Raw genomic sequence first — 20,376 nt, forward strand, 5'->3', positions numbered from 1 at the left:
TCCGCTGGAGCTGGAAGGCCGGCGTGGTGGCTAGCCCCGACTGGTGCCGAACCCACGCTGTCGATCCCCATAGGTCTTGGTAGCACTCTTACACAAGTAGCTTGCTCGATAGAAAAGCTCTGGCAGCTCATCGACATCTCCTCGACGAATCTCCCGATCAACAAAGTACTCGGCATTCCTAGGAACCTCTAAAAGCCCATTCGCTTGCTCGACCGGTATGCCCAGTGCACTTGCCCAGGACTCTTGCATTCGGCTTATCATGTTCACACGCTTTGAACGTAGCCGTCCCATCGTGTAGTAGGCATCTCGGTTTAACAGAATCAGCAGATGGTAGTGCTGCCGACCCGCGTGACCCACCTCTCTTGCCCAAACGTACCTGACCTTGCATCCACGCGAGTAGCCTCGCTCAGCCACCCGCTCTTGGTGGTACTCGATCTTCTTCGTGAACGACTCAAAGAACCTGCTGATGATCCGATTCGTATAGACGTGGCCGGGAAGCTCGACGCCTCGGGGCAAGCGGAGATCCACTCTGAAAGCCAAGATCCTCGGATACTCAGCCAAGGCCAGCTCAATAGTGTGCTTGAGATCAGACAGGTACTCACGAATGTATGGGCCTTTGTCTTCCTGAAGAGGAAAGCCCTCGTAGGTGTCGTCGCAGTGCAGATGAAGGTTGGTATTGGCAGGATGACGGAGCAAGTAACGTTGAATGGTATCGGTATCATTTAACATGGTTATGACCTCTTATCAGTTGAGTTTCATAACCTCTACCTGTTGTGTATTTTTTAACCCTTACCTTTGCTCATCTGATCTATTGGTGCTCCGGGCGCCATGTATTGCTAGCCATTCAAGTATTGAGTAGTAGCTAGTAAAAGCATAATACCCGCACCGCACTTGCCTTCTCCGAGCTGCTCGGGCAAACCACCTCAATTATCAGGCCACAGCTGCATTTTTTGCCGAGATCAGGTTCCGGAGATAAATCAAACCGATGAGGCATAAACTAAATATCGGAACTTAACCTTAAGGGCAGCAGTGTCAACACTAACACGACTTGCTATGGGTACAGAACAATCATGGGCGGAATAGCGGCACAAGCACCATGACCGGCGTTGGCCGGTCATGGTGCAAGTTGCAGATCTAGCTGGCCATGCTCAGATGATTAATGGCGCGCGCAGTAGCTCCCTCTGCTAAGTCCCGCTCCTCAATCCTGGCCAGTATCCAATCTTGCACCTCGCCACCAACCCAGCCGACGCAACGGTCGCCCAATGGTACCGGTTTCGGAAACGTACCTTCCGCGATGTATTTGTAGATTGTTGATCGGGCAAGTCCGGTCGAGTCGATGACTTCTTTCAGACGGATGATTCGCATGAGCAAGCTCCTCTGTATGGCTCAGAGGATTGGCAAACTTAGTAATAAAAGACTGAAACTCTTTGGACGACATTACTTATCGCACCTGCAAGTCCTATTTTTAGAGAATCGGCTCTTTGTACTTTTTAATCCCACTAGGCTCGGCCCTTTTCTAGCTCTCATCGCCATCACCCTTCCGGCCACGCGTACCCGATGTCATCTAAGCCCAGTACCACGAAGGCTATTCTAAGCATCGGCATCTAAAAACACCGATGCTTAGACGCGGAAAATCATCAAAAGCAGATGAGCAAAAGGCCAAAGCATGCCATGAACCGCTTAAAATTGGAGTTTCGAGGCAAAATTTGCTGCACATTAACCCTAGAAAAACCACTGAAAACCTGAAGAATATACATAGAATTATTCTAGAATCGCACTAGAATGAGCGTAGAATCATGGAAATTCGCATGCACGCCTGGAAGGAGATGGAATCAAGTGGAAAATAAAAACAGCTCCAATCGCAACGAGGCTGATGCCCTAAGCGAGCTCCTAAAGGAGCCGCATCAAAATCGTCGCCACGACATATGGCTGTGGCTATACCTCTACTACCAAAGACGTCTAAATCTGGACCTACGCACCTGCAATGGTATAACCATGCGTGACGAACTAGCCAAAAACCTGGAAAAACGCAAATATCTCTTAAGTCGTATCCCCCAAGAAAAAGATCGATATCTACTTCCGAATGAAACACTGAACTGGATCGAAAATAATGAACGGCAGCTCCTATGGCTGACCCGTCAGATCCAATACATCAGTGACATGCGACTACCCATTGGCTTGATCCACCTAACCGGGAGGGATCGCCTTATCGGTTTGATTGACATATGGGATATCGAAATCTCTGAAAAAGAACGCGGAATCGAAAACCTTCATTGGGACTGGAAAAGACACACAGCCAAGGACATTGACTTTGTTTGGTTTGCCGATAAAAAAGAGAGCGAAAAGCGATGCCTCTGTGCATGGGAATGGCTCAAGAAAAATTACCTCTCGATGCAGCGTTTTCAGGTCCCTATCAGCAACTATCCGGAGCTCCTGATCTTCTTTGACGGCGCCAATCTAAGCCCATACGAACAAACAGCCATGATTCGAGATATCAAGAAACGATGGAGTCGCAAACAGTTTGATGAGCGCGCCGCAGACAAGAAACAAATTAATTTCATGCTTTCCAAGACAGTTATAGCTCAGCTCGATGCACTGTCACAAAAACACGACTTAAAACGGGCACAGATAGTTGAAATGCTCGTAGCAATGGAAATTGAAGCAGGTGTATATCTAGATAAAGGTTAGAAATTTAAACCAGGACATATCACAAAGCCACCTAGCGAAGCGCCACATATATCGGCTGCATCTGAGCGACTGACAAAAATATTGGCTCTACCAAATAGGAGAAAGAGCATCCTCATTGAGGACCAGCCCGTACTGAGTGGAATCTTCCGGCCTATGTGTTCAAATAGAGCATGGCTTGATTTGCAAGAAGTATTCAGCCGTAATCGCGGGTAGGCTAGCGGTGTCGCGATTGGCAGGGATGGCAAAGTTGTCTAGGGCGAACCGCTAAGTTAGATGCTGACCCCTCATGAAGGCGAACAGGCTCCTAAGCTCACTCATCGGTTAGCTCTTGAGGCTCAGCAAGGCGATACTCATGCCAAGGTGTGGGTAAATTTGTGGGTCAAAACCTACTAAATTTTTTTATTGTTTTAAATCAGCAAGTTAAAATAGCAAAAGGCCGACCACAAGCCGGCTTTTTTGCGCCTGCCGTTCGAGCAACTCGGGCAGACGTCTAACGCACCGACGACCGGTGGTGTGGCCTGGGTTTCGCCAGACACCCGCGTAGAGCCCTTGCGCCTCGCTTGATCGCGGAGGTTGTCCGGCAGAGTGAATTCACCAGAAACTCGCAGCCGCTCGGCAAGGTCGACCGGGGACGAGTCGCTCCCGGGCCATCACCATGTCACGTCGCCTACGCCTACCTTTCTATATCCTCATTGGCCTGATCGCCCTGCTGCTGTGCCTGCACCTCGCCGCGCCCCTGCTGATTCGTCACTACCTCAACGAGAAGCTGGCGGACATGGGCGACTATCGCGGCCAGATCAGCGACGTCGATCTCGCCTGGTGGCGGGGCGCCTATCGCATCGAGGGACTGGAGATCGTCAAGGTCAACGGCAAGGTGCCGGTGCCCTTTCTCAAGGCGCCGAGTATCGACATCGCGGTGAGCTGGCGTTCGCTGTGGCAGGAGCATGCCATCGTCGGGCGTATCCTCTTCGAACGCCCCGAACTCAACTTCGTCGATGGCGGCGCGCGCAAGGAACAGTCGCAGACCGGTGAGGGCACCGACTGGCAAGCCCAGGTGGACAAGCTCATTTCCATCACCCTCGACGAGGTGCGGGTGGTCGATGGGCGGGTGACCTTTCGCAACTTCAATTCCAATCCCCAGGTGAATCTGGCGGCGACCGACGTCAACGCCAGCCTCTACAACCTGACCAACGCCGCCGATGCCCAGGGCGAACGCATCGCTCGCTTCGAGGGCAAGGCCGCCATCCTCGGCAATGCTCCGCTGGAGGCCAGCGCCCGCTTCGATCCCTTCAAGGACTTCACCGATTTCGATTTCCGCCTGCGGGTGACCGACATCGACCTGCCCAAGCTCAACGACTTCGCGCGCGCCTACGGCAGATTCGATTTCCGCGCTGGCAGTGGCGACGTGGTGGTGGAAGCCAAGGCGGTGAACGGTCAGCTCAGTGGCTACGTCAAACCCCTGATGCAGAACGTCGACATCTTCGACTGGCAGCAGGACGTCGAGAACCGTAACAAGAACGCCCTGGAAAGCGCCTGGGAAGCGGTGGTCGGCACCGCCCAGACCCTGCTCAAGAACCAGCCCCGCGACCAGTTCGCCACCCGGGTGGATCTCTCCGGCAGCGTGAAGAACCAGGACATCAGCCCGCTGCAGGCCTTTTTCAATATCCTGCGCAATGCCTTCGTCCGGGCCTTCAGTACGCGGTATGACGCGGATTGAAGCTTCCGTAGGTTGGTGCTGAGCGCAGCGAAGCCCAACAGATTAGCTTCTGGCGTCTAGTCGCCCTCACCCCAGCCCTCTCCCAGAGGGAGAGGGGCGGCTGGGCTCCGTAGCGTGGAAAACCGAGCAGCGTTTTCCACTAACTCACACTGGCGCCAACGGTGGATAAGGCTGCGCCGTTATCCACCCTACCCGTATGCCCCCGTAGGCTGGCGCTGAGCACAGCGAAGCCCAACACCCCTCAACCGATAAACAACCGATACGCCGGATTCTCCGTCTCGTCCCAATAGCGATAGCCGATGGCGTCCAGGGTGGCCAATAGCTCGTCCCGCTCGGCATGACTGGCTTCCAGCGCGGCGAACACCCGACCATCGGCTGCGCCATGGTTGCGGTAATGGAACATGCTGATGTTCCAGCGGCCGCCTAGCCGTTCGAGGAAGTCGAACAGCGCTCGGGGCCGCTCGGGGAATTCGAAGCGGAACACCTGCTCCTGATCCACCCGCGCCGCATGGCCGCCCACGGTGTGGCGGATATGCAGCTTGGCCAGTTCGTTGTCGGTCAGGTCCAGCACCGGGAAACCCTGGTCGCGCAGCCCTTGGAGCAAGGCCTCGCGCGGATCGCGCTGGGGATGGGTCTGGACGCCGACGAAGATGTGCGCCTCTTCGCCGGTGTGGTAGCGGTAGTTGAATTCGGTGATCTGCCGCCGGCCCAGGGCTTCGCAGAAGGCGCGGAAGCTGCCCGGCCGCTCGGGGATGGTCACGGCGATGATGGCTTCGCGCTGCTCGCCCAGCTCGGCGCGCTCGGCCACGTGTCGCAGCCGGTCGAAGTTGATGTTGGCACCCGAATCGATGGCCACCAGCACCTGGCCGCCGCTGCCTTCGCGCTCAGCGTATTTCTTGATCCCGGCCACGCCCAGGGCGCCGGCCGGTTCGGTGATGGAGCGGGTATCGTCGTAGATGTCCTTGATCGCCGCGCAGATCTCGTCACTGCTGACGGTGATGACTTCATCCACATAACGCCGGCAAACCTCGAAGGTGTGGTGACCGATCTGGGCCACGGCCACGCCATCGGCGAACAGCCCGACTCGCGGCAACACCACCCGCTCGCCCGCCGCCAGGGCCTGCTGCAGGCAGTTGGAGTCGTCCGGCTCGACACCTATGACCTTGATCTCGGGCCGTAGGTATTTGACGTAGGCGGCGATACCGGCGATCAGGCCACCACCGCCTACGGGGACGAAGATGGCATCCAGGCGACCAGGGTGCTGGCGTAGGATCTCCATGGCCACAGTGCCCTGGCCGGCGATGACGTCCGGGTCGTCATAGGGCGGGACGAAGGTGTAGCCCTGCTCCTCGACCAGGCGCAGGGCCTCGGCCAGGGCGTCGGGGAAGGCGTCGCCATGCAGCACCACCTCGCCGCCGCGCGATTGCACGCCGATGACCTTGAGCTCCGGCGTGGTCCGCGGCATGACGATGATCGCCCGCACCCCTAGTTCACGGGCCGCCAGGGCCAGGCCCTGGGCGTGGTTGCCGGCGCTAGCGGCGATCACCCCGCGGGCCTTTTCCTCGGCCGATAGGCTCGCCAGCTTGGTGTAGGCGCCGCGGATCTTGAAGGAGAACACCGGCTGCAGGTCTTCGCGCTTGAGCAGCACCTGGCAGCCCAGCCGCTCGGACAGCGCCCGCGCCGGTTGCAGGGGCGTTTCGATCGCCACGTCGTAGACGGGGGCTTCGAGGATCTTGCGGGCGTAGCGCTGCAAGAGATCGGTGGCGGGTTCCTGAGAGGTCATGGCGCGACCTCCAGCTGGGCGTCCAACAGCCCAGTCCCATAGGAGTTATCTACCGCACAACGCCACTGGTCATCAGCTTCCCGTCGAAAGACATAGGTAGCCTGACGCCGCGCCACGGGCTGCTCTTCCGATCCCAGCGCCAAACGCGCGAGGACTAATGCCGTGTCACCCGTGGCCAGAACCTGAAAAGAGGATTGCCGCACCTGCAAGTCATCACCGAAATGCGCGGCGATGCGCTCGAAGGCACCGATGATAGCCATACGGCCACTCACTTGGAGCCCTGGCTTGAGCACCAATAGGGCATCCTCGGTATAGAAGTCGGCCAGCGCCGCGAAATCGCGACTATTGATGAGGGCATCTGCTCTCTGGATTCGGGCACACAGCGCAACGGTAGACATAGAGCTCTCCTGGTCTTCGCATCGGGCCCAGGAGTCAGAAAGTACAAACCCGCCTCTTGGGCGGGTTTGGTTGCGCAGCTAACGCTGTCCCGCCATCAGGTAATGGCGGTAATAATGCTGGGGCGTTGGAGGCTGCGCGTTTTCATGACCGTTACCCTAGGGCCTGGCCGGGCACGGCGTCAAGCGGCGCCGATGGCTGTGGCACAATGGCTGACCTGTTGCCAACTTCCCGCGACCCGATCGCCTCTGTCGAGAATCCCGATGGCCCGCAAAAAAGCTCCCGACTTCGAACAATCCCTGGCCGAACTGCAGACCCTGGTGGAACGCCTGGAAAGCGGCGAGCTGTCCCTGGAGGACTCCCTCGGCGCCTTCGAACAGGGCATCCGTCTGACCCGCGAATGCCAGGGCGCCCTGGCCCAGGCGGAGCAGAAGGTGCAGATCCTGCTGGAAAAGGATGGCGAACTCAGCGCCGTGCCCTTCGCCCCGGCCGGGGACGACGCATGATCGAGGCCTACCAGCAGCGCTGCCAGACCCGCGTCGACACTGCCCTCGCCCCGCTCTTCACCGCCCCGCGTGCCGAACTCGCCCGGCTCTATGCGGCCATGGCCTACAGCGTCATGGGCGGTGGCAAGCGGGTGCGGCCGCTGCTGGTCTATGCCGCCTGCGAAGCCCTGGGTGGCGATCCGGCGCGCGCCGACCAGGCCGCCTGCGCGGTGGAACTGATCCACGCCTATTCCCTGGTCCACGACGACCTGCCGGCCATGGACGACGACGACCTGCGCCGCGGTCGGCCCACCACCCACAAGGCCTATGACGAGGCCTGCGCCATCCTCGCCGGCGACGGCTTGCAGACGCTGGCCTTCGAGACCCTGCTGGCGGCGCCCCAGGACGCCGCGGTGCGGCTGGAGATGGTCGCGGTGCTGGCCCGCGCCAGCGGCCCGGCGGGCATGGTCGGCGGTCAGGCCATCGACCTGGAGTCGGTCGGCCGGCGCATCGACCAGCCGGCGCTGGAAACCATGCATCTGCACAAGACCGGCGCCCTGATCGCCGCCAGCGTGCAACTGGGAGCCCTGGCCAGCGAAGCCGCCAGCCCTGCCGATCAGGCCGCCCTGGCCCGCTATGCCCAGGCCATCGGCCTGGCCTTTCAGGTCTGGGACGACGTGCTCGACATCGAGAGCGATACGCAAACCCTGGGCAAGCGCCAGGGCGCCGACCTCGCCCGCGACAAACCGACCTACCCAGCCCTGCTCGGCCTGGAGTCCGCCAAGGCCTACGCGCTGGAACTACGCGATACGGCCCTGGCCGCCGTCGACCACCTGGGCGAGCGCGCCGCGCCCCTGCGCGCTCTGGCCCGCTACATCGTGGAGCGGCGCAACTAAGCGCTCGCTCGCGGAAAAACTCATGACCAGGGTCGCATTTGCCGTCCCGACCGTTGTCACAGGGGCATAACAAGACGCCCTGCCCGCTGTTGGGATGCCACGCGGGCATCGGGTAAACTGCCTAATTCTCTGCGCAAAGTGATCAGCCAGATGCCCAAGACGTTTCACGAGATTCCCCGCCAGCGTCCCGCGACGCCCCTGCTCGACCGCATCGACTCGCCAGTCCAGCTGCGCCAGCTCGGTGATGCCGAACTGGAAGCCGTCGCCGACGAGCTGCGCGCCTTTCTCCTGTGGACCGTGGGCCAGACCGGCGGTCACTTCGGCGCTGGCCTGGGCGTCATCGAGCTGACTGTGGCCCTGCACTACGTCTTCAACACCCCGGAAGACCGCCTGGTGTGGGACGTCGGCCACCAGGCCTATCCGCACAAGATCCTCACCGGTCGCCGCGAGGGCATGGCCAGCCTGCGCCAGAAGGACGGCCTGGCCGCCTTCCCGCGGCGTAGCGAGAGCGAATACGACACCTTTGGCGTCGGCCACTCCAGCACCTCCATTGGCGCCGCCCTGGGCATGGCTATCGCCGCCCAGCTGCAGGGGATCGAGCGCAAGTCGGTGGCGGTGATCGGCGACGGCGCCCTGACCGCGGGCATGGCCTTCGAGGCGCTCAACCACGCCTCGGACACCGGCGCCAACATGCTGGTGGTGCTCAACGACAACGACATGTCCATCTCGCGCAACGTCGGTGGACTGTCCAACTACCTGGCCCGGCTGCTCTCCAGCCGCACCTATCAGCACCTGCGCGAGAACGGCAAGAAGGCCCTCTCCAAGCTGCCCGGTGCCTGGGAAATCGCCCGCCGCACCGAAGAGGCCGCCAAGGGCATGCTGGTACCCGGCACCCTGTTCGAGGAACTGGGCTGGAACTACATCGGCCCCATCGACGGCCATGACCTGCCGACCCTGGTCACCACCCTGCGCAACCTGCGCGATGCCAAGGGTCCGCAGTTCCTCCACGTGATCACCCGCAAGGGCAAGGGCCTGTCCATCGCCGAGGCCGATCCCATCGGCTACCACGCCATCACCAAGCTGGAGCCGCTGGACGCCAAGCCCAAGCGCCCGGGCGCGCCCAAGTACTCCAATATCTTCGGTGACTGGCTGTGCGACATGGCTGCCGCCGATCCCAAGCTGGTGGGCATCACCCCGGCGATGAAGGAAGGCTCCGACCTGATCCGCTTCGCCGAGTGCTATCCCGAGCGCTACTTCGACGTGGCCATCGCCGAGCAGCACGCGGTGACCCTGGCCGCGGGTCTGGCCTGCGACGGTATGAAACCGGTGGTGGCCATCTATTCCACCTTCCTGCAACGCGCCTATGATCAGTTGATCCACGACGTGGCGGTGCAGAACCTCGATGTGCTCTTCGCCATCGACCGCGCCGGTCTGGTGGGCGAAGACGGCCCGACCCACGCCGGCAGCTTCGACCTGGCCTACCTGCGCTGCATCCCCGGCATGGTGATCATGGCGCCCAGCGACGAGAACGAGCTGCGCCGCCTGCTCACCACCGGCTATCGCCACCAGGGCCCGGCCGCGGTGCGCTATCCCCGTGGCAGCGGCCCCAACGCCGCCCTGGATCCGGGCCTGGAGCCCCTGCCCATAGGCCAGGGCGTGGTGCGGCGGCGCAGCGGCCTGAAGAGCGGCACCAAGGTCGGCTTCCTGGTCTTCGGTGTGCAACTGGCCGAAGCTCTGCAGGTCGCCGAGCGCCTGGACGCCAGCGTCGCCGACATGAGATTCGTCAAACCCCTGGACGAGGCGCTGATCCGCCAGTTCGCCGCCGATCACGACCTGCTGGTCACCGTCGAGGAGAACAGCGTCATGGGCGGCGCCGGCAGTGCGGTCAACGAATTCCTGCAAGCCAACGCCCTGGTCTTGCCGGTGCTAAACCTGGGCCTGCCGGACAGCTACATCGAACACGCCAAGCCCACCGAGATGCTCGCCGAGTGCGGTCTGGATGTGGCCGGGATCGAGCGCGCGGTGCGCGAGCGCCTGGCAACCCTGGAAACGGCCCAACCCACCGCCTCGCCGCGCCTGGCCGGGGGCGCCTCGGCCTGACTGGCGCACCGCTGATCCGGCGCTGCCAACGCCTCGTCAAACCGCTCTAGCACGGGGCTAAAGCCCGACCCATGCTGGCCGATGACCTGAATCATCTCGGCAGCAAGGATAGATGTGATGAGCGATATGGACTTGAGCGGTCGAGAGCGCCGCTGGCTGCCCTGGCTAGGTCGCAATGGCAAAGTGGCCCGCAGTTGGGCCTGCCTGCGCAACGGAGGCCGCCAGGAGCGCCTGGAAAAGACTTTCGCGGGCCTGGTCAGTACCCGCCGTGACCTGTTACTGACCTGGACCCAGCGGCACTGGCAGCAGCTGGAACGCATCGCCAGGGTGCTGGAAATCGGCTGGCCACAGCTGGACCCGCGCAGCCTGGACGAAGCGCTGCTCCATCTCGCCGATGCCTCAGAACTGTTCGTGGTAGATACCCAGGGGCTGATCCTCGCCTCCACGGCGCGCCAGCGCCAGGGCAGCCGTCACGATGCCGCCGCCCTGGCTCGAGGACTGCAAGCCCCCTTCCTGCAAGGCCCCTATCGCGATCCGGTCACCCTCGCCCTGGGCCCGACCACCTCGGCCTTCCACGACGCCGTTACCCTGATGTTCCACCAGCCGCTGCGCCAAGCCGGCAAGCCGCTGGGTTGTCTCTGCCTGCGCCTGCCCAACGATGTCCTCAGCGATCTCATCCAGCGCGAGGCCGGACACGTCTTTCCGGATTCCGGCGACAACTACCTGTTCATGGTCAAGGCGGTTGCCGATCCCAGCATAGCGCCTGGCACCGCGCTGTCGCGCTCGCGCTTCGAAGACGCCACCTTCACCGCCGGCGACAATCTCAAGCAGGGCGTCGCTACCCCCTTCGGAACGGTACGGATCCGCGAGCACACCGAATTCGAATTGAAATTCACCGCACCGGCGACCAAGGAACTGCACCCCGGCGTACGCGAGACCATTCGCAAGGGACGCAATCTCTTCGTCGCCTATCCAGGCTATTCTGACTACCGCCACGTCCCGGTTATCGGTGCTGGCCTCACCCTGCAATTGCCCGGTTCGCCGGATACCTGGGGCCTGCTCTGCGAAGCGGATCTGGAAGAAGCCTATCGCGGCGGCAGCCTGACCCAGCACCTGCTACTCGGCGCCCTGCTACTGGCCGGCGGGGCCTGGGGCCTGCAAGCGGCCCTGAGTCTCTGGCAACCGGCCTGGCAAGGAGCCTTCGGCCTGGGCAGCGCCGCCCTGGCGCTGATCCTGTACGCCGGCCTGGTGGTCGGGCCCTGCACCCGGCGTCTGCAACGCCTGGGCGACTTCTTCCTCGACATCGCCGAATGCGGCGCCAGTCTCGACCAGCGCCTGGATCGCCAGGGCTTTCGCGCCGACGAGACCGGTGAATTGGCCATCTGGATCAACAGCTTCGTCGACCGTCTCGATACCTCGTTGCGGACCGTCAAGCAGGTCACCCGCGCCCTGAGCACGGATGCCGAAGGCCTGCAACGCGGTGCCCAGCACGCCAGCCAGGAAGCCGAACAGCAGCGTCAGGCGGCCGAGGCCAATGCCCAGGCCATGCAGACCATGCTCAAAGGCAGCCAGGAGATGGCCATCCACGTGCGTGACAGCAGTGGCCTGTCGGTTCGCGCCCGCAGTGGCAGCGATCACGGCAACCTGCTGGTGAGCCAGGTGGCACGGGATCTGGAAACCCTCGATGGCACCATCGGCACCTCCGCCGGGACCATAGGCGCGCTGAACGAGCAGACCCATGCGGTGCGCCATGTCACCGATACCATTCGCGGCATCGCCGAGCAGACCAACCTGCTGGCGCTCAACGCGGCCATCGAGGCGGCCCGCGCCGGCGATCAGGGGCGCGGCTTCGCCGTGGTGGCCGACGAGGTACGCCGCCTGGCCAATCACTCGGCGGATTCGACCCGGGAAATCGCCAGCATTCTCGACCAGATCCGCGCGCTGTCGGAACAGGCGGTGGCGGCCATGCAACGCTGCAAGGAAGACGCCCAGACCTCGCGCACGCGCTCGGACCAGGCTCAAGCAGCGCTCGGCGCCATCGACCGCGATGTCGGCGCCCTGCAGGAGCACCTGACCCATATCAGCCATACCCTGGAAGCGCTGGACGCCAGCGGCAACCAGTTGCAGGTCCGCACCGAGGCCAGCCTGGACCAGGCCCGGCGTAGCGCCGAGCTGGCCCAGGCGACCCTGGGCGCCAGCCGCAACGTGGATCAGCAGGTACTGGAGCTGCAGGAGGCCGCACAGCGCCTGGAGCCGGCGCGCACGGCCGGTTGATCAGGACTCGGCGGTCTCTTCGTTCTGATGCAGATTGCCGAGCATGTGACCGAGCTTGCCGGCCTTGGTCAGCAGATAGCGACGATTGTGCGGATTGAGGCCTTCCTGCAGCGGCACCCGCTCGGCCACCGGGATGCCCAGGGCCTCGAGCGCCTTGACCTTGCGCGGATTGTTGGTCATCAGCCGCAGCGCGGTCACGCCGAGGTGGTCGAGCATCGGCTTGCACAGGGCGTAGGTGCGCTGGTCGGCACCGAAGCCCAGGCGCTCGTTGGCTTCCACGGTATCGGCACCGGCATCCTGCAGTTCATAGGCGCGGATCTTGTTGAGCAGGCCGATGCCGCGCCCTTCCTGACGCAGGTACAGCAACACGCCACGCCCGGCTTCGGCGATGGCGCGTAGCGCGGCTTCCAGCTGGAAACCGCAGTCGCATCTCAGGCTGAACAGGGCGTCGCCGGTCAGACACTCGGAATGCAGCCGTCCCAGGACCGGTTCGCCGTCGGCCACGTCACCGAAGGTCAGGGCGACGTGTTCCTTGCCATCGGTTTCGTCGAGGAAACCGTGCATGGTGAACAGGCCGAAGGGGGTGGGCAATTGGGAGGCGGCGACAAAGACGACGGACACCTGCGGGCTCCTGGCGGGGAAAGACGTACATTGTAACCTTTTCCCCAGGCCCGGCGTCATCGCCAGGGGTTATGACGACGACACGTAGCGATCTATCAGAGCCTGTTCATAATCTCGCGAGCTAGATCCAAACAAGGCCTAGGCGGCCCCACGAAAAGGGCTGAGGAAGCGGATCGGACTCGCGCTCGAGTTTACGAGTGGTAAATGAGCATTGCGACGGGGCCGCCCAGGCGGGGCTGGCCTTCCAGGCCATTTTCAACGCGGTTTGGCCGACGCGCAGCAGATTATGAACAGGCTCTCAGCGCGCCTGGACGTAGAGGACACCCTGAGCCTCGCGCCAGCCGACCCGGTTGAGGAAGCTCATGCCCAGCAGACCCTGGCTGGGATAGTCGCCCTCCAGCACCATGGCCTCCACGCCCACCACCTCGACATCGCCCAGCCGCACCTGGGTGAGGGTGGTGCGCCAGGCGCGGGCGTGACCGCTGGCGGTCTCTACCCAGCCCGGAGTGCCGTCGCGATACTTGATACCGAGCTGATCGGCCTGGGCGCCGCTCAGGGCAACGCTGGTGGCGCCGGTATCCACCAGCAGCGCGACCGGTCGGCCATTGATCGAGGCAGTGACCTGGTAATGGCCGTTGTTGCTGCGGGGGATGCTGAATTCCCGACGCTGCGGGGTGCTGTAGCCGTCGCTGTATTCGCGGTCGAGGGTGAAGGTCTGGGTCCGGCCGTCGATGCGCAGTACCGCTTGCTGGGCATCCGCGCTGATCACCTCGACGTCATCCAGCCGCTGCCCAACCTTGAGCAGCTTGCGCTGGCCGTTGACGTTGACCACCGCCGCCCCGTTGAACAAGCCCACCACCCTGACCTGGGGCTGCGCCCAGGCGAGCGTACCAACGGCCAACAAGAGGCCGCACGCGCCCAGTTTTTTCACTGCCCTGCTCCTTGGGCCTGTGTCTCGTCAGCCGACGAGATGACCCCAACCGATATGTAGTCCCTGAACCACGAGCCAGGCGATCACGCCGGCCAGCACATCGTCGACCATGATGCCGACGCCGCCGCGGACATTGACATCCAGCCAGCGGATTGGCCAGGGCTTGCAGATGTCTAGCACGCGGAAAGCGACGAAACCCACCAACAGCCAGACCAACCCCGGTGGGGCCAGCCAGAAGGTGATCCAGATGCCGACCATCTCGTCCCAGACGATGCCTTCGTGGTCATGCACGCCCAGCTCCCGGGCGACCTTGCCGCACAGCCAGCAGCCGAACAGGGTCAGGGCCACCAGCAGCAACGGATAGCTCCAGCCAGTGAGCAGCTGCCACAGCGGCACGAAGGGCAAGGCAATCAGCGAACCCCAGGTGCCGGGCGCCTTGGGCAGGGTGCCGGAGCCCAGGCCGAAGGCCAGGAAGTGCCAGGGATCGCGCCAGACCGAAGGGGGGACCGGCTGGGCGGGGGCTTGCTGTTCGCTCAAGGAGGGACTCCGCTCGAAGGCGTTAGAAATGTTGGAAACCGGCCTGTACCGGCGTCATGGGCTGGCCCAGAGTATCGAGTACCGTGACGCCACTGCCCGCCTCGACCCGACCGATCACCTGCGCCTGGGGCCAGGTGGCGGCCAGGGCCGGAGCCTGGTCCGGCGGCAGGGTGAAGACCAGCAGATAGTCATCCCCAGCGCCCAGGGCCAGGCGCAGCACCTCGTCCGCCGGGAAGAGTTCGGCCAGCGCCGCACTGACGGGCAGCCGTGCCGTCTCCAGCACCAGCCGGACCCCGGAGGCCGTGGCGATGTGGCCACAGTCGGCCACCAGGCCGTCGGAGACATCCTGGGCCGCCGTCGCCCGGCCGCGCAGCCAGAGACCGAGACCGAATTGCGGCTGCGGCGCCCAGTAGCGCGCCAGGAGCTGCGCACTGGAGGGCCCGGACGGCGCGCGCTGGCCCAGCACGAAGGGCAAGGCCCCACCCGCCTCACCAGGCGCACCGCCCAGACACAGCAGGTCGCCCGGTCGGGCACCACTGCGCAGCAGGGCCTGCCCGGCCGGCACTCGGCCGAAGACCGTGAGGGTAAGGGAGAGCGGACCGCGGGTGGTATCGCCACCCACCAGGCGCAGGTCGCACTGCTCGGCCATGGCGCCGAGTCCCTTGGCCAGCGCTTCCAGCCAGGCCGGCTCGACGGTCGGCAGGGTCAGCGCCAGGGTGAAGCCCAGGGGCGCCGCACCCATGGCGGCCAGGTCGCTGGCGCTCACCGCCAGGGCACGCTGGCCGAGTTCGAAGGCATGCGGACAGGGATCGGGAAAGTGCACCCCGGCGGTCAGGGTATCGGTGGATACCGCCAGTTGCTCGCCGGGCGCGAGCGCCAGCAGGGCGCAGTCGTCACCTATGCCCAGGGCCACGCCGGGACCGCCGCGGGCGCAGGGCGCCGCGGCGAAATAACGGCGGATGAGTTCGAATTCACCCATGCCGGCGCGAACGGATCAACGCTTGCCGCGCAACTCGGCGCTACGCAGCTTGGGCGCCAGCTTGTCCAGCACGCCGTTGACGAACTTGTGGCCGTCGGTGGCGCCGAAGATCTTGGCCAGCTCGATGCCTTCGTTGATCACCACGCGATAGGGTACGTCGATGCGCTTGAGCAGCTCGTAGCAGGACAGCCGCAGCACGGCCAGCTCGACCGGGTCGACCTCGTCCATGGCGCGGTCCAGGCAGGGCAGGATCAGACCGTCGATCTCGCCCTTGTTGGCCGGCACGCCGTGGAGGATTTCATGGAAGTAGGCGCCGTCGACCTTGGCGAAATCGTTGTCGACGCGAAATTGCGCCTCGATCTCGTTGATCGCCTGGCCCGCCATGTGCCACTGGTACAGCGCCTGGACCGACAGGCTGCGCGCTTCGCGACGGGCAGCCAGTTTGCCGGTGGGGGCTTTCTTGCCCGCGGGCTTGCCGGCCGCGGGCGGAGTCAGATCGCCGCTCACTTGGCCTCCAGCTGCGCCAGCAGGCTGACCATTTCCAGGGCGGACAGCGCGGCTTCGGCGCCCTTGTTACCGGCCTTGGTGCCGGAGCGCTCGATGGCCTGTTCGATGGAATCAACAGTCAGGACGCCGAAGGACACCGGTACGCCGAATTCCATGGAGACCTGGGCCAGGCCCTTGGTGCACTCGCCGGCCACGTATTCGAAGTGGGGGGTGCCGCCGCGGATCACCGCGCCGAGGGCGATGATGGCATCGAATTCGTCGCGCTGGGCGATCTTCTGCACCGCCAGCGGGATTTCGAAGGCGCCGGGGACGCGGATGATGGTCAGGTCGTCCGGCTTGATGCCGTGACGGACCAGGGCGTCGATGGCGCCCTGCAGCAGGCTCTCGACGACGAAGCTGTTGAAGCGGCCGACCACCAGGGCGAAGCGGCCCTGGGGAGCGATGAAGGTGCCTTCAAAGGTCTTGATGTTCATGTGCGGGTCCAGTTGTCAAAGAGCCGGACGGCCGGCAATGGCCAGGCCGTCCGTGGAAATCCAGGTGAAGCGCGCCACACCACCCGGGCAGGCGCGCCAGGCGGAAGGGTCATTCTTCAGGAGGTAGATAGTCTACTACTTCCAGGTCGAAGCCGGATATGGCGTTGAACTTCATCGGCGAGCTGAGCAGGCGCATCTGCCGAATGCCCAGGTCGCGCAGGATCTGCGAACCGGCGCCGACGGTGCTGTAGGTGGACAGCGCCTTGGGCACCGGCAGCGGCTCGCGCAGATGCGCCAGCAGGTCGTCGCCCTCGATGGAATGACCGAGCAGCAGCACCACCCCGGCGCCTTCGCGGGCGACGCGCTCCATGGCGCTGCGCAGACTCCAGCGGCCCGGTTGGTGCACCTGCAGCAGGTCGCGCAGCGGGTCCATGTTGTGTACCCGCACCAGCGGCAGCTCCTGGCTGGCCAGATCGCCGCGGATCAGCGCCAGATGGACGTCGCCCTCCACCTCGTCACGGTAGGTCACCAGCTTGAAGGAGCCGAGTTCGGTCTCGAGCTGTTGCTCGTCGATGCGCTTGACGGTGTGCTCGTGCAGCAGGCGGTAGTGGATCAGATCGGCGATGGTGCCGACCTTGAGGCCGTGCTGCTCGGCGAAGGCTTCGAGTTCGTCGCGACGGGCCATGGTGCCGTCGTCATTCATTACCTCGCAGATCACCCCGCTCTCGGCGAAACCGGCCATGCGCGCCAGATCGCAGGCGGCTTCGGTGTGGCCGGCGCGGGCCAGGACGCCACCGGGCTGGGCCATCAGCGGGAACATGTGGCCGGGGCTGACCACATCGCCGGGCTTGGCGTCCTTGGCGATGGCGGCCTGCACGGTACGGGCGCGGTCGGCGGCGGAGATGCCGGTGCTGATGCCCTCGGCGGCCTCGATGGAGACGGTGAACTTGGTGCCGAAGCCGGAGGCGTTGCGGCTGGCCATCATCGGCAGGTTGAGGCGCTCGCAGAGGCCCTTGCTCATGGGCATGCAGATCAGGCCGCGGGCGTGGCGGGCCATGAAGTTGATGTGTTCGGCGGTGACGCATTCGGAGGCGATGATGATGTCGCCTTCGTTCTCGCGGTCCTCGTCGTCCATGAGGATGACCATCTTGCCCGCGCGGATGTCCTGGATGATGTCTTCGATGCTGGAAAGTGCCACGGTGTCGTCCTTAGCGCTGCAGATAGCCGTGTTCGGCGAGAAAGTGTTCGGTGACGCCGCCCTTGGTGGACTCGGCGGCCTTGTCGCCCAGCAGCAGGCGCTCCAAGTAGCGGGCCAGGAGGTCCACCTCCAGATTCACCCGGCGACCGGGACGGTAGTCGGCCATGATGGTCTCGCCGAGGGTATGGGGCACGATGGTCAGCTCGAATTCGGCGCCGTCCACCGCGTTGACCGTGAGGCTGACGCCATCCACGGTGATCGAGCCCTTGAGGGCGATGTAGCGCGCCAGCTCGGCCGGCGCGCGCAGGCGGAATTGCACGGCGCGGGCGTTATCGGCGCGCGAGACCACTTCGCCGAGGCCATCCACGTGGCCGCTGACCAGGTGGCCGCCGAGCCGGCTGGTGGGCATCAATGCCTTTTCCAGGTTGACCTTGCTGCCGGGCTTGAGGGCGCCCAGGCTGGTCAGGCTCAGGGTCTCGCGACTGACGTCGGCCCAGAAGCCGTCGCCGGGCAGGTCCACGGCGGTGAGGCAGACGCCGTTGACGGCGATGCTGTCGCCGAGCTTGACGTCGGCAAGGTCCAGCTTGCCGGTGGCGACGTAGAGGCGCACATCCCCGCCCTTGGGCGTCAGGGCGCGGATCTCGCCGAGGGCTTCGATGATTCCGGTGAACATCAGCTCAGGCCTCCTGGAGGCGGAGCCGAAAAGGCAGTGCAGATCGACATCGACGAACTCCTGTTTCGGTGAAAAAACAGGGCGCACGGACAGAAGGGAACATGCAGACGGACAAAGGGCTCGCACCCCTGCCAGGCGAGGCTATCCCGTTCTCTCTCATCCGGACTATGACCGTCGGCCCCGGAATCCAACCGGGTCTGCTGACCTCCCCCGCCGCAGAGAACGAAGGAGCGCTCGCGGGCTCGTCCCGATTGGATCGGGCATCACCGCCGGTGGGGAATTGCACCCCGCCCTGAGAACTTGCCACTCCAAGGTGGCGCAGGTTTTGTAACACAGTTTGCGGCCGGGGGGCCAGGGGCCTCAGGTATCGCGTAGCGGCCGGGCGATCAAGTGCAAATCCGCGCCGACCGGAGTCGCGCTGACGATCCTGAGCTGCGGCGCCTCGGCCAGGTGCTCGAGGGGCCAGTCCAGTAGCGGGCGGGCGCTGGAGCCGAGGAACTTGGGCGCCAGGAACAGATGGTATTCGTCGACCAATCCGGCCCGGGCGAAGGCCCCGGCGAGGCGTGGTCCGGCTTCCACCAGAACATCGTTGACCTGCTCGGTGCCCAGCTGGGTGAGCAGGGCTGCCAAGTCGACCTGACCGGCGGTGCCCGGCAATGCCAGGTAGTCGTGACCGGCGGCGGCATAGCCCGGATCGTCCGAGGCCAGGCCTGCGACCCGCGCCGCGCCAGCCTGGAAGAAGGGTGCCTCGAGCGGCACCCGGCCGCGCCCATCCACCAGCAGCCGCTGCGGCGTGCGCAGGGTGGCCAGGGCCAGGTCTTCGCCGGTCAGGCCCAGTTCGCTCGGCCGCACGGTCAGGCGGGCGCCGTCGGCCAGCACGGTGTCGGCACCGGTGATCACCACCCCGGCTTCGGCCCGCAGCCGCTGCACGCTCTGCCGCGCCGCCGGGCCGGTGATCCATTGGCTCTCGCCATTGGCCATGGCGGTGCGGCCATCCAGGCTCAGCGCCAGCTTGACCCGCACGAAGGGCCGGCCGGTAAGCATGCGCTGGATGAAGCCGGCATTGAGCGCCCGTGCCTCGGCTTCCAGCACCCCGGCGCGGGTGGCGATGCCCGCAGCGGCGAGCCGCGCCAGGCCGCGCCCGGCCACCAGCGGATTGGGATCGGTCATGGCCGCCACCACCTCGGCCACGCCAGCGGCGACCAGGGCGTCGGCGCAGGGCGGGGTGCGGCCATGGTGACTGCAGGGTTCCAGGGTCACATAGGCCGTGGCACCTCTTGCCGCTTCGCCCGCCTGGCGCAGGGCATGCACCTCGGCATGGGGCTCGCCGGCCTGGCGATGCCAGCCCTCGCCCACCACCTGGCCGTCGCGAACGATGACGCAACCCACCCGTGGATTGGGCGCCGTGCTGTAGCGCCCACGGGCCGCCAGCGCCAGGGCACGGGCCATCCACTGTTCGTCGTTTACCACGGTCGGGCCGCTCATACTGGTTGCTTACCCGGGTCCTGGGCCAGGCGCTCGATCTCGTCGCGGAATTCGGCGAGGTCCTGGAATTGCCGATAGACCGAGGCGAAACGGATATAGGCCACCTGATCCAGTTTGCGCAGTTCGTCCATCACCAACTCGCCCACCACCCGGGAACGGATCTCCCGCTCGCCGGTAGCGCGCAGCCGGTGCTTGATCAGGGCGATTGCCTCTTCCAGGCGCTCCACGCTCACCGGCCGCTTCTCCAGGGCGCGCTGCATGCCGGCGCGCAACTTATCCTCATCGAAGGGCTGACGGGTACCGTCCTGCTTGATCAGTCGCGGTAGGACCAGTTCGGCGGTCTCGAAGGTGGTGAAGCGTTCCTGGCAGGCCAGACACTCACGCCGCCGGCGCACCTGCTCGCCGGCCGCAACCAGCCGGGAATCCGTGACCTTGGTGTCGTGGGCGCCGCAGAAGGGACAATGCATGGGAGAGTCGATCGCCGGAAGGGAAAGTCTTCATGGTAACCCAACGTCCTCCACCGGGAACCTCCGGGTACCGGACGAATCGACAGCCAGGGGCCGCTGGGCTATAAGAACGCGCTGGTTTTGCGGTCTCCCTGTCGGACACCCCAGCCTCCCGTGCAGCCCTCGC

Annotated in this window: 20 protein-coding genes and 1 riboswitch; of the genes, 6 read left to right on the forward strand and 14 right to left on the reverse strand. The window is 64.1% G+C overall.

Annotated elements, in window-relative coordinates; translation table 11 throughout:
* Positions 1 to 30 precede the first annotated feature (30 nt).
* Together CCZ28_RS13860 and CCZ28_RS13865 are read right to left on the reverse strand one after the other, a co-directional pair.
* The gene (locus CCZ28_RS13860; RefSeq protein WP_081323513.1) at positions 31 to 729 is read right to left on the reverse strand and encodes an inovirus Gp2 family protein; all 699 of its coding nucleotides are present in this window, start codon (positions 727 to 729) and stop codon (positions 31 to 33) included.
* Positions 730 to 1,134: 405 nt separating this feature from the next.
* Positions 1,135 to 1,365, reverse strand: coding sequence for a helix-turn-helix transcriptional regulator (locus tag CCZ28_RS13865; protein WP_058760849.1), 231 nt, complete (start codon positions 1,363 to 1,365; stop codon positions 1,135 to 1,137).
* A gap of 630 nt (positions 1,366 to 1,995) precedes the next feature.
* On the opposite strand from CCZ28_RS13865, the gene CCZ28_RS13870 reads away from it, so the two are divergent.
* The gene (locus CCZ28_RS13870) at positions 1,996 to 2,688 is read left to right on the forward strand and encodes a hypothetical protein (protein WP_205894584.1); all 693 of its coding nucleotides are present in this window, start codon (positions 1,996 to 1,998) and stop codon (positions 2,686 to 2,688) included.
* Positions 2,689 to 3,343: 655 nt separating this feature from the next.
* Complete coding sequence (locus tag CCZ28_RS13875) at positions 3,344 to 4,405, forward strand: DUF748 domain-containing protein (RefSeq protein WP_140218918.1); 1,062 nt, start codon at positions 3,344 to 3,346, stop codon at positions 4,403 to 4,405.
* 241 nt (positions 4,406 to 4,646) lie between these two features.
* Here CCZ28_RS13875 and ilvA read toward each other — a convergent pair whose 3' ends face one another.
* Together ilvA and CCZ28_RS13885 are read right to left on the reverse strand one after the other, a co-directional pair.
* Positions 4,647 to 6,188, reverse strand: coding sequence for a threonine ammonia-lyase, biosynthetic (ilvA, locus tag CCZ28_RS13880; RefSeq protein ID WP_140218920.1), 1,542 nt, complete (start codon positions 6,186 to 6,188; stop codon positions 4,647 to 4,649).
* Positions 6,185 to 6,586, reverse strand: coding sequence for a YybH family protein (locus tag CCZ28_RS13885; protein ID WP_140218922.1), 402 nt, complete (start codon positions 6,584 to 6,586; stop codon positions 6,185 to 6,187). The genes ilvA and CCZ28_RS13885 overlap by 4 nt, the downstream gene beginning before the upstream one ends.
* A 261-nt stretch (positions 6,587 to 6,847) precedes the next feature.
* Here CCZ28_RS13885 and CCZ28_RS13890 point away from each other — a divergent pair, with 261 nt between their 5' ends.
* The 4 genes from CCZ28_RS13890 to CCZ28_RS25130 all read left to right on the forward strand — a co-directional run bounded on the left by CCZ28_RS13890 (position 6,848) and on the right by CCZ28_RS25130 (position 12,339).
* Positions 6,848 to 7,090, forward strand: coding sequence for an exodeoxyribonuclease VII small subunit (locus CCZ28_RS13890; protein WP_140218924.1), 243 nt, complete (start codon positions 6,848 to 6,850; stop codon positions 7,088 to 7,090).
* Complete coding sequence (locus CCZ28_RS13895) at positions 7,087 to 7,965, forward strand: polyprenyl synthetase family protein (protein WP_140218926.1); 879 nt, start codon at positions 7,087 to 7,089, stop codon at positions 7,963 to 7,965. The genes CCZ28_RS13890 and CCZ28_RS13895 overlap by 4 nt, the downstream gene beginning before the upstream one ends.
* Before the next feature lie 150 nt (positions 7,966 to 8,115).
* On the forward strand, positions 8,116 to 10,065 hold the full coding sequence (dxs, locus tag CCZ28_RS13900; RefSeq protein WP_140218928.1) for a 1-deoxy-D-xylulose-5-phosphate synthase: 1,950 nt from the start codon (positions 8,116 to 8,118) through the stop codon (positions 10,063 to 10,065).
* Positions 10,066 to 11,640: 1,575 nt separating this feature from the next.
* Positions 11,641 to 12,339: a methyl-accepting chemotaxis protein gene (locus CCZ28_RS25130; protein WP_437179224.1), complete on the forward strand. Its 699-nt coding sequence runs from the start codon at positions 11,641 to 11,643 to the stop codon at positions 12,337 to 12,339.
* Here the strand turns inward: CCZ28_RS25130 and ribA are convergent, their stop codons facing one another.
* The 10 genes from ribA to nrdR all read right to left on the reverse strand — a co-directional run bounded on the left by ribA (position 12,340) and on the right by nrdR (position 20,210).
* Positions 12,340 to 12,960, reverse strand: coding sequence for a GTP cyclohydrolase II (ribA, locus tag CCZ28_RS13910; protein ID WP_058760869.1), 621 nt, complete (start codon positions 12,958 to 12,960; stop codon positions 12,340 to 12,342).
* Positions 12,961 to 13,258: 298 nt separating this feature from the next.
* Positions 13,259 to 13,891: a retropepsin-like aspartic protease family protein gene (locus tag CCZ28_RS13915; protein ID WP_140218932.1), complete on the reverse strand. Its 633-nt coding sequence runs from the start codon at positions 13,889 to 13,891 to the stop codon at positions 13,259 to 13,261.
* Positions 13,892 to 13,918: 27 nt separating this feature from the next.
* Positions 13,919 to 14,428, reverse strand: a complete 510-nt coding sequence (locus tag CCZ28_RS13920) for a phosphatidylglycerophosphatase A family protein (protein WP_140218935.1) — start codon at positions 14,426 to 14,428, stop codon at positions 13,919 to 13,921.
* A gap of 22 nt (positions 14,429 to 14,450) precedes the next feature.
* Positions 14,451 to 15,407, reverse strand: coding sequence for a thiamine-phosphate kinase (gene thiL, locus CCZ28_RS13925; RefSeq protein WP_140218936.1), 957 nt, complete (start codon positions 15,405 to 15,407; stop codon positions 14,451 to 14,453).
* Positions 15,408 to 15,422: 15 nt separating this feature from the next.
* Positions 15,423 to 15,902, reverse strand: a complete 480-nt coding sequence (nusB, locus tag CCZ28_RS13930; RefSeq protein ID WP_027599169.1) for a transcription antitermination factor NusB — start codon at positions 15,900 to 15,902, stop codon at positions 15,423 to 15,425.
* 8 nt (positions 15,903 to 15,910) lie between these two features.
* Complete coding sequence (gene ribH / locus CCZ28_RS13935; protein WP_007161209.1) at positions 15,911 to 16,387, reverse strand: 6,7-dimethyl-8-ribityllumazine synthase; 477 nt, start codon at positions 16,385 to 16,387, stop codon at positions 15,911 to 15,913.
* Between the two features lie 109 nt (positions 16,388 to 16,496).
* The gene (ribBA, locus tag CCZ28_RS13940) at positions 16,497 to 17,585 is read right to left on the reverse strand and encodes a bifunctional 3,4-dihydroxy-2-butanone-4-phosphate synthase/GTP cyclohydrolase II (RefSeq protein ID WP_140218938.1); all 1,089 of its coding nucleotides are present in this window, start codon (positions 17,583 to 17,585) and stop codon (positions 16,497 to 16,499) included.
* 10 nt (positions 17,586 to 17,595) lie between these two features.
* Positions 17,596 to 18,258 carry a riboflavin synthase gene (locus CCZ28_RS13945; RefSeq protein ID WP_140218940.1) on the reverse strand — a complete coding sequence of 221 codons (663 nt, stop codon included), beginning with the start codon at positions 18,256 to 18,258 and terminating at the stop codon, positions 17,596 to 17,598.
* 144 nt (positions 18,259 to 18,402) lie between these two features.
* Positions 18,403 to 18,562: riboswitch (FMN riboswitch) on the reverse strand.
* A gap of 56 nt (positions 18,563 to 18,618) precedes the next feature.
* Positions 18,619 to 19,743 (reverse strand): bifunctional diaminohydroxyphosphoribosylaminopyrimidine deaminase/5-amino-6-(5-phosphoribosylamino)uracil reductase RibD, encoded by a 1,125-nt coding sequence (ribD, locus tag CCZ28_RS13950; protein ID WP_140218942.1) that lies wholly within the window; start codon positions 19,741 to 19,743, stop codon positions 18,619 to 18,621.
* Entirely contained in the window at positions 19,740 to 20,210 is a 471-nt protein-coding gene (gene nrdR, locus CCZ28_RS13955; protein WP_007161213.1) for a transcriptional regulator NrdR, read from the reverse strand. Before nrdR ends, ribD begins: the two co-directional genes overlap by 4 nt.
* Positions 20,211 to 20,376 lie beyond the last annotated feature (166 nt).

Source organism: Pseudomonas oryzihabitans, from assembly GCF_006384975.1.
Lineage (GTDB): Bacteria > Pseudomonadota > Gammaproteobacteria > Pseudomonadales > Pseudomonadaceae > Chryseomonas > Chryseomonas psychrotolerans_B.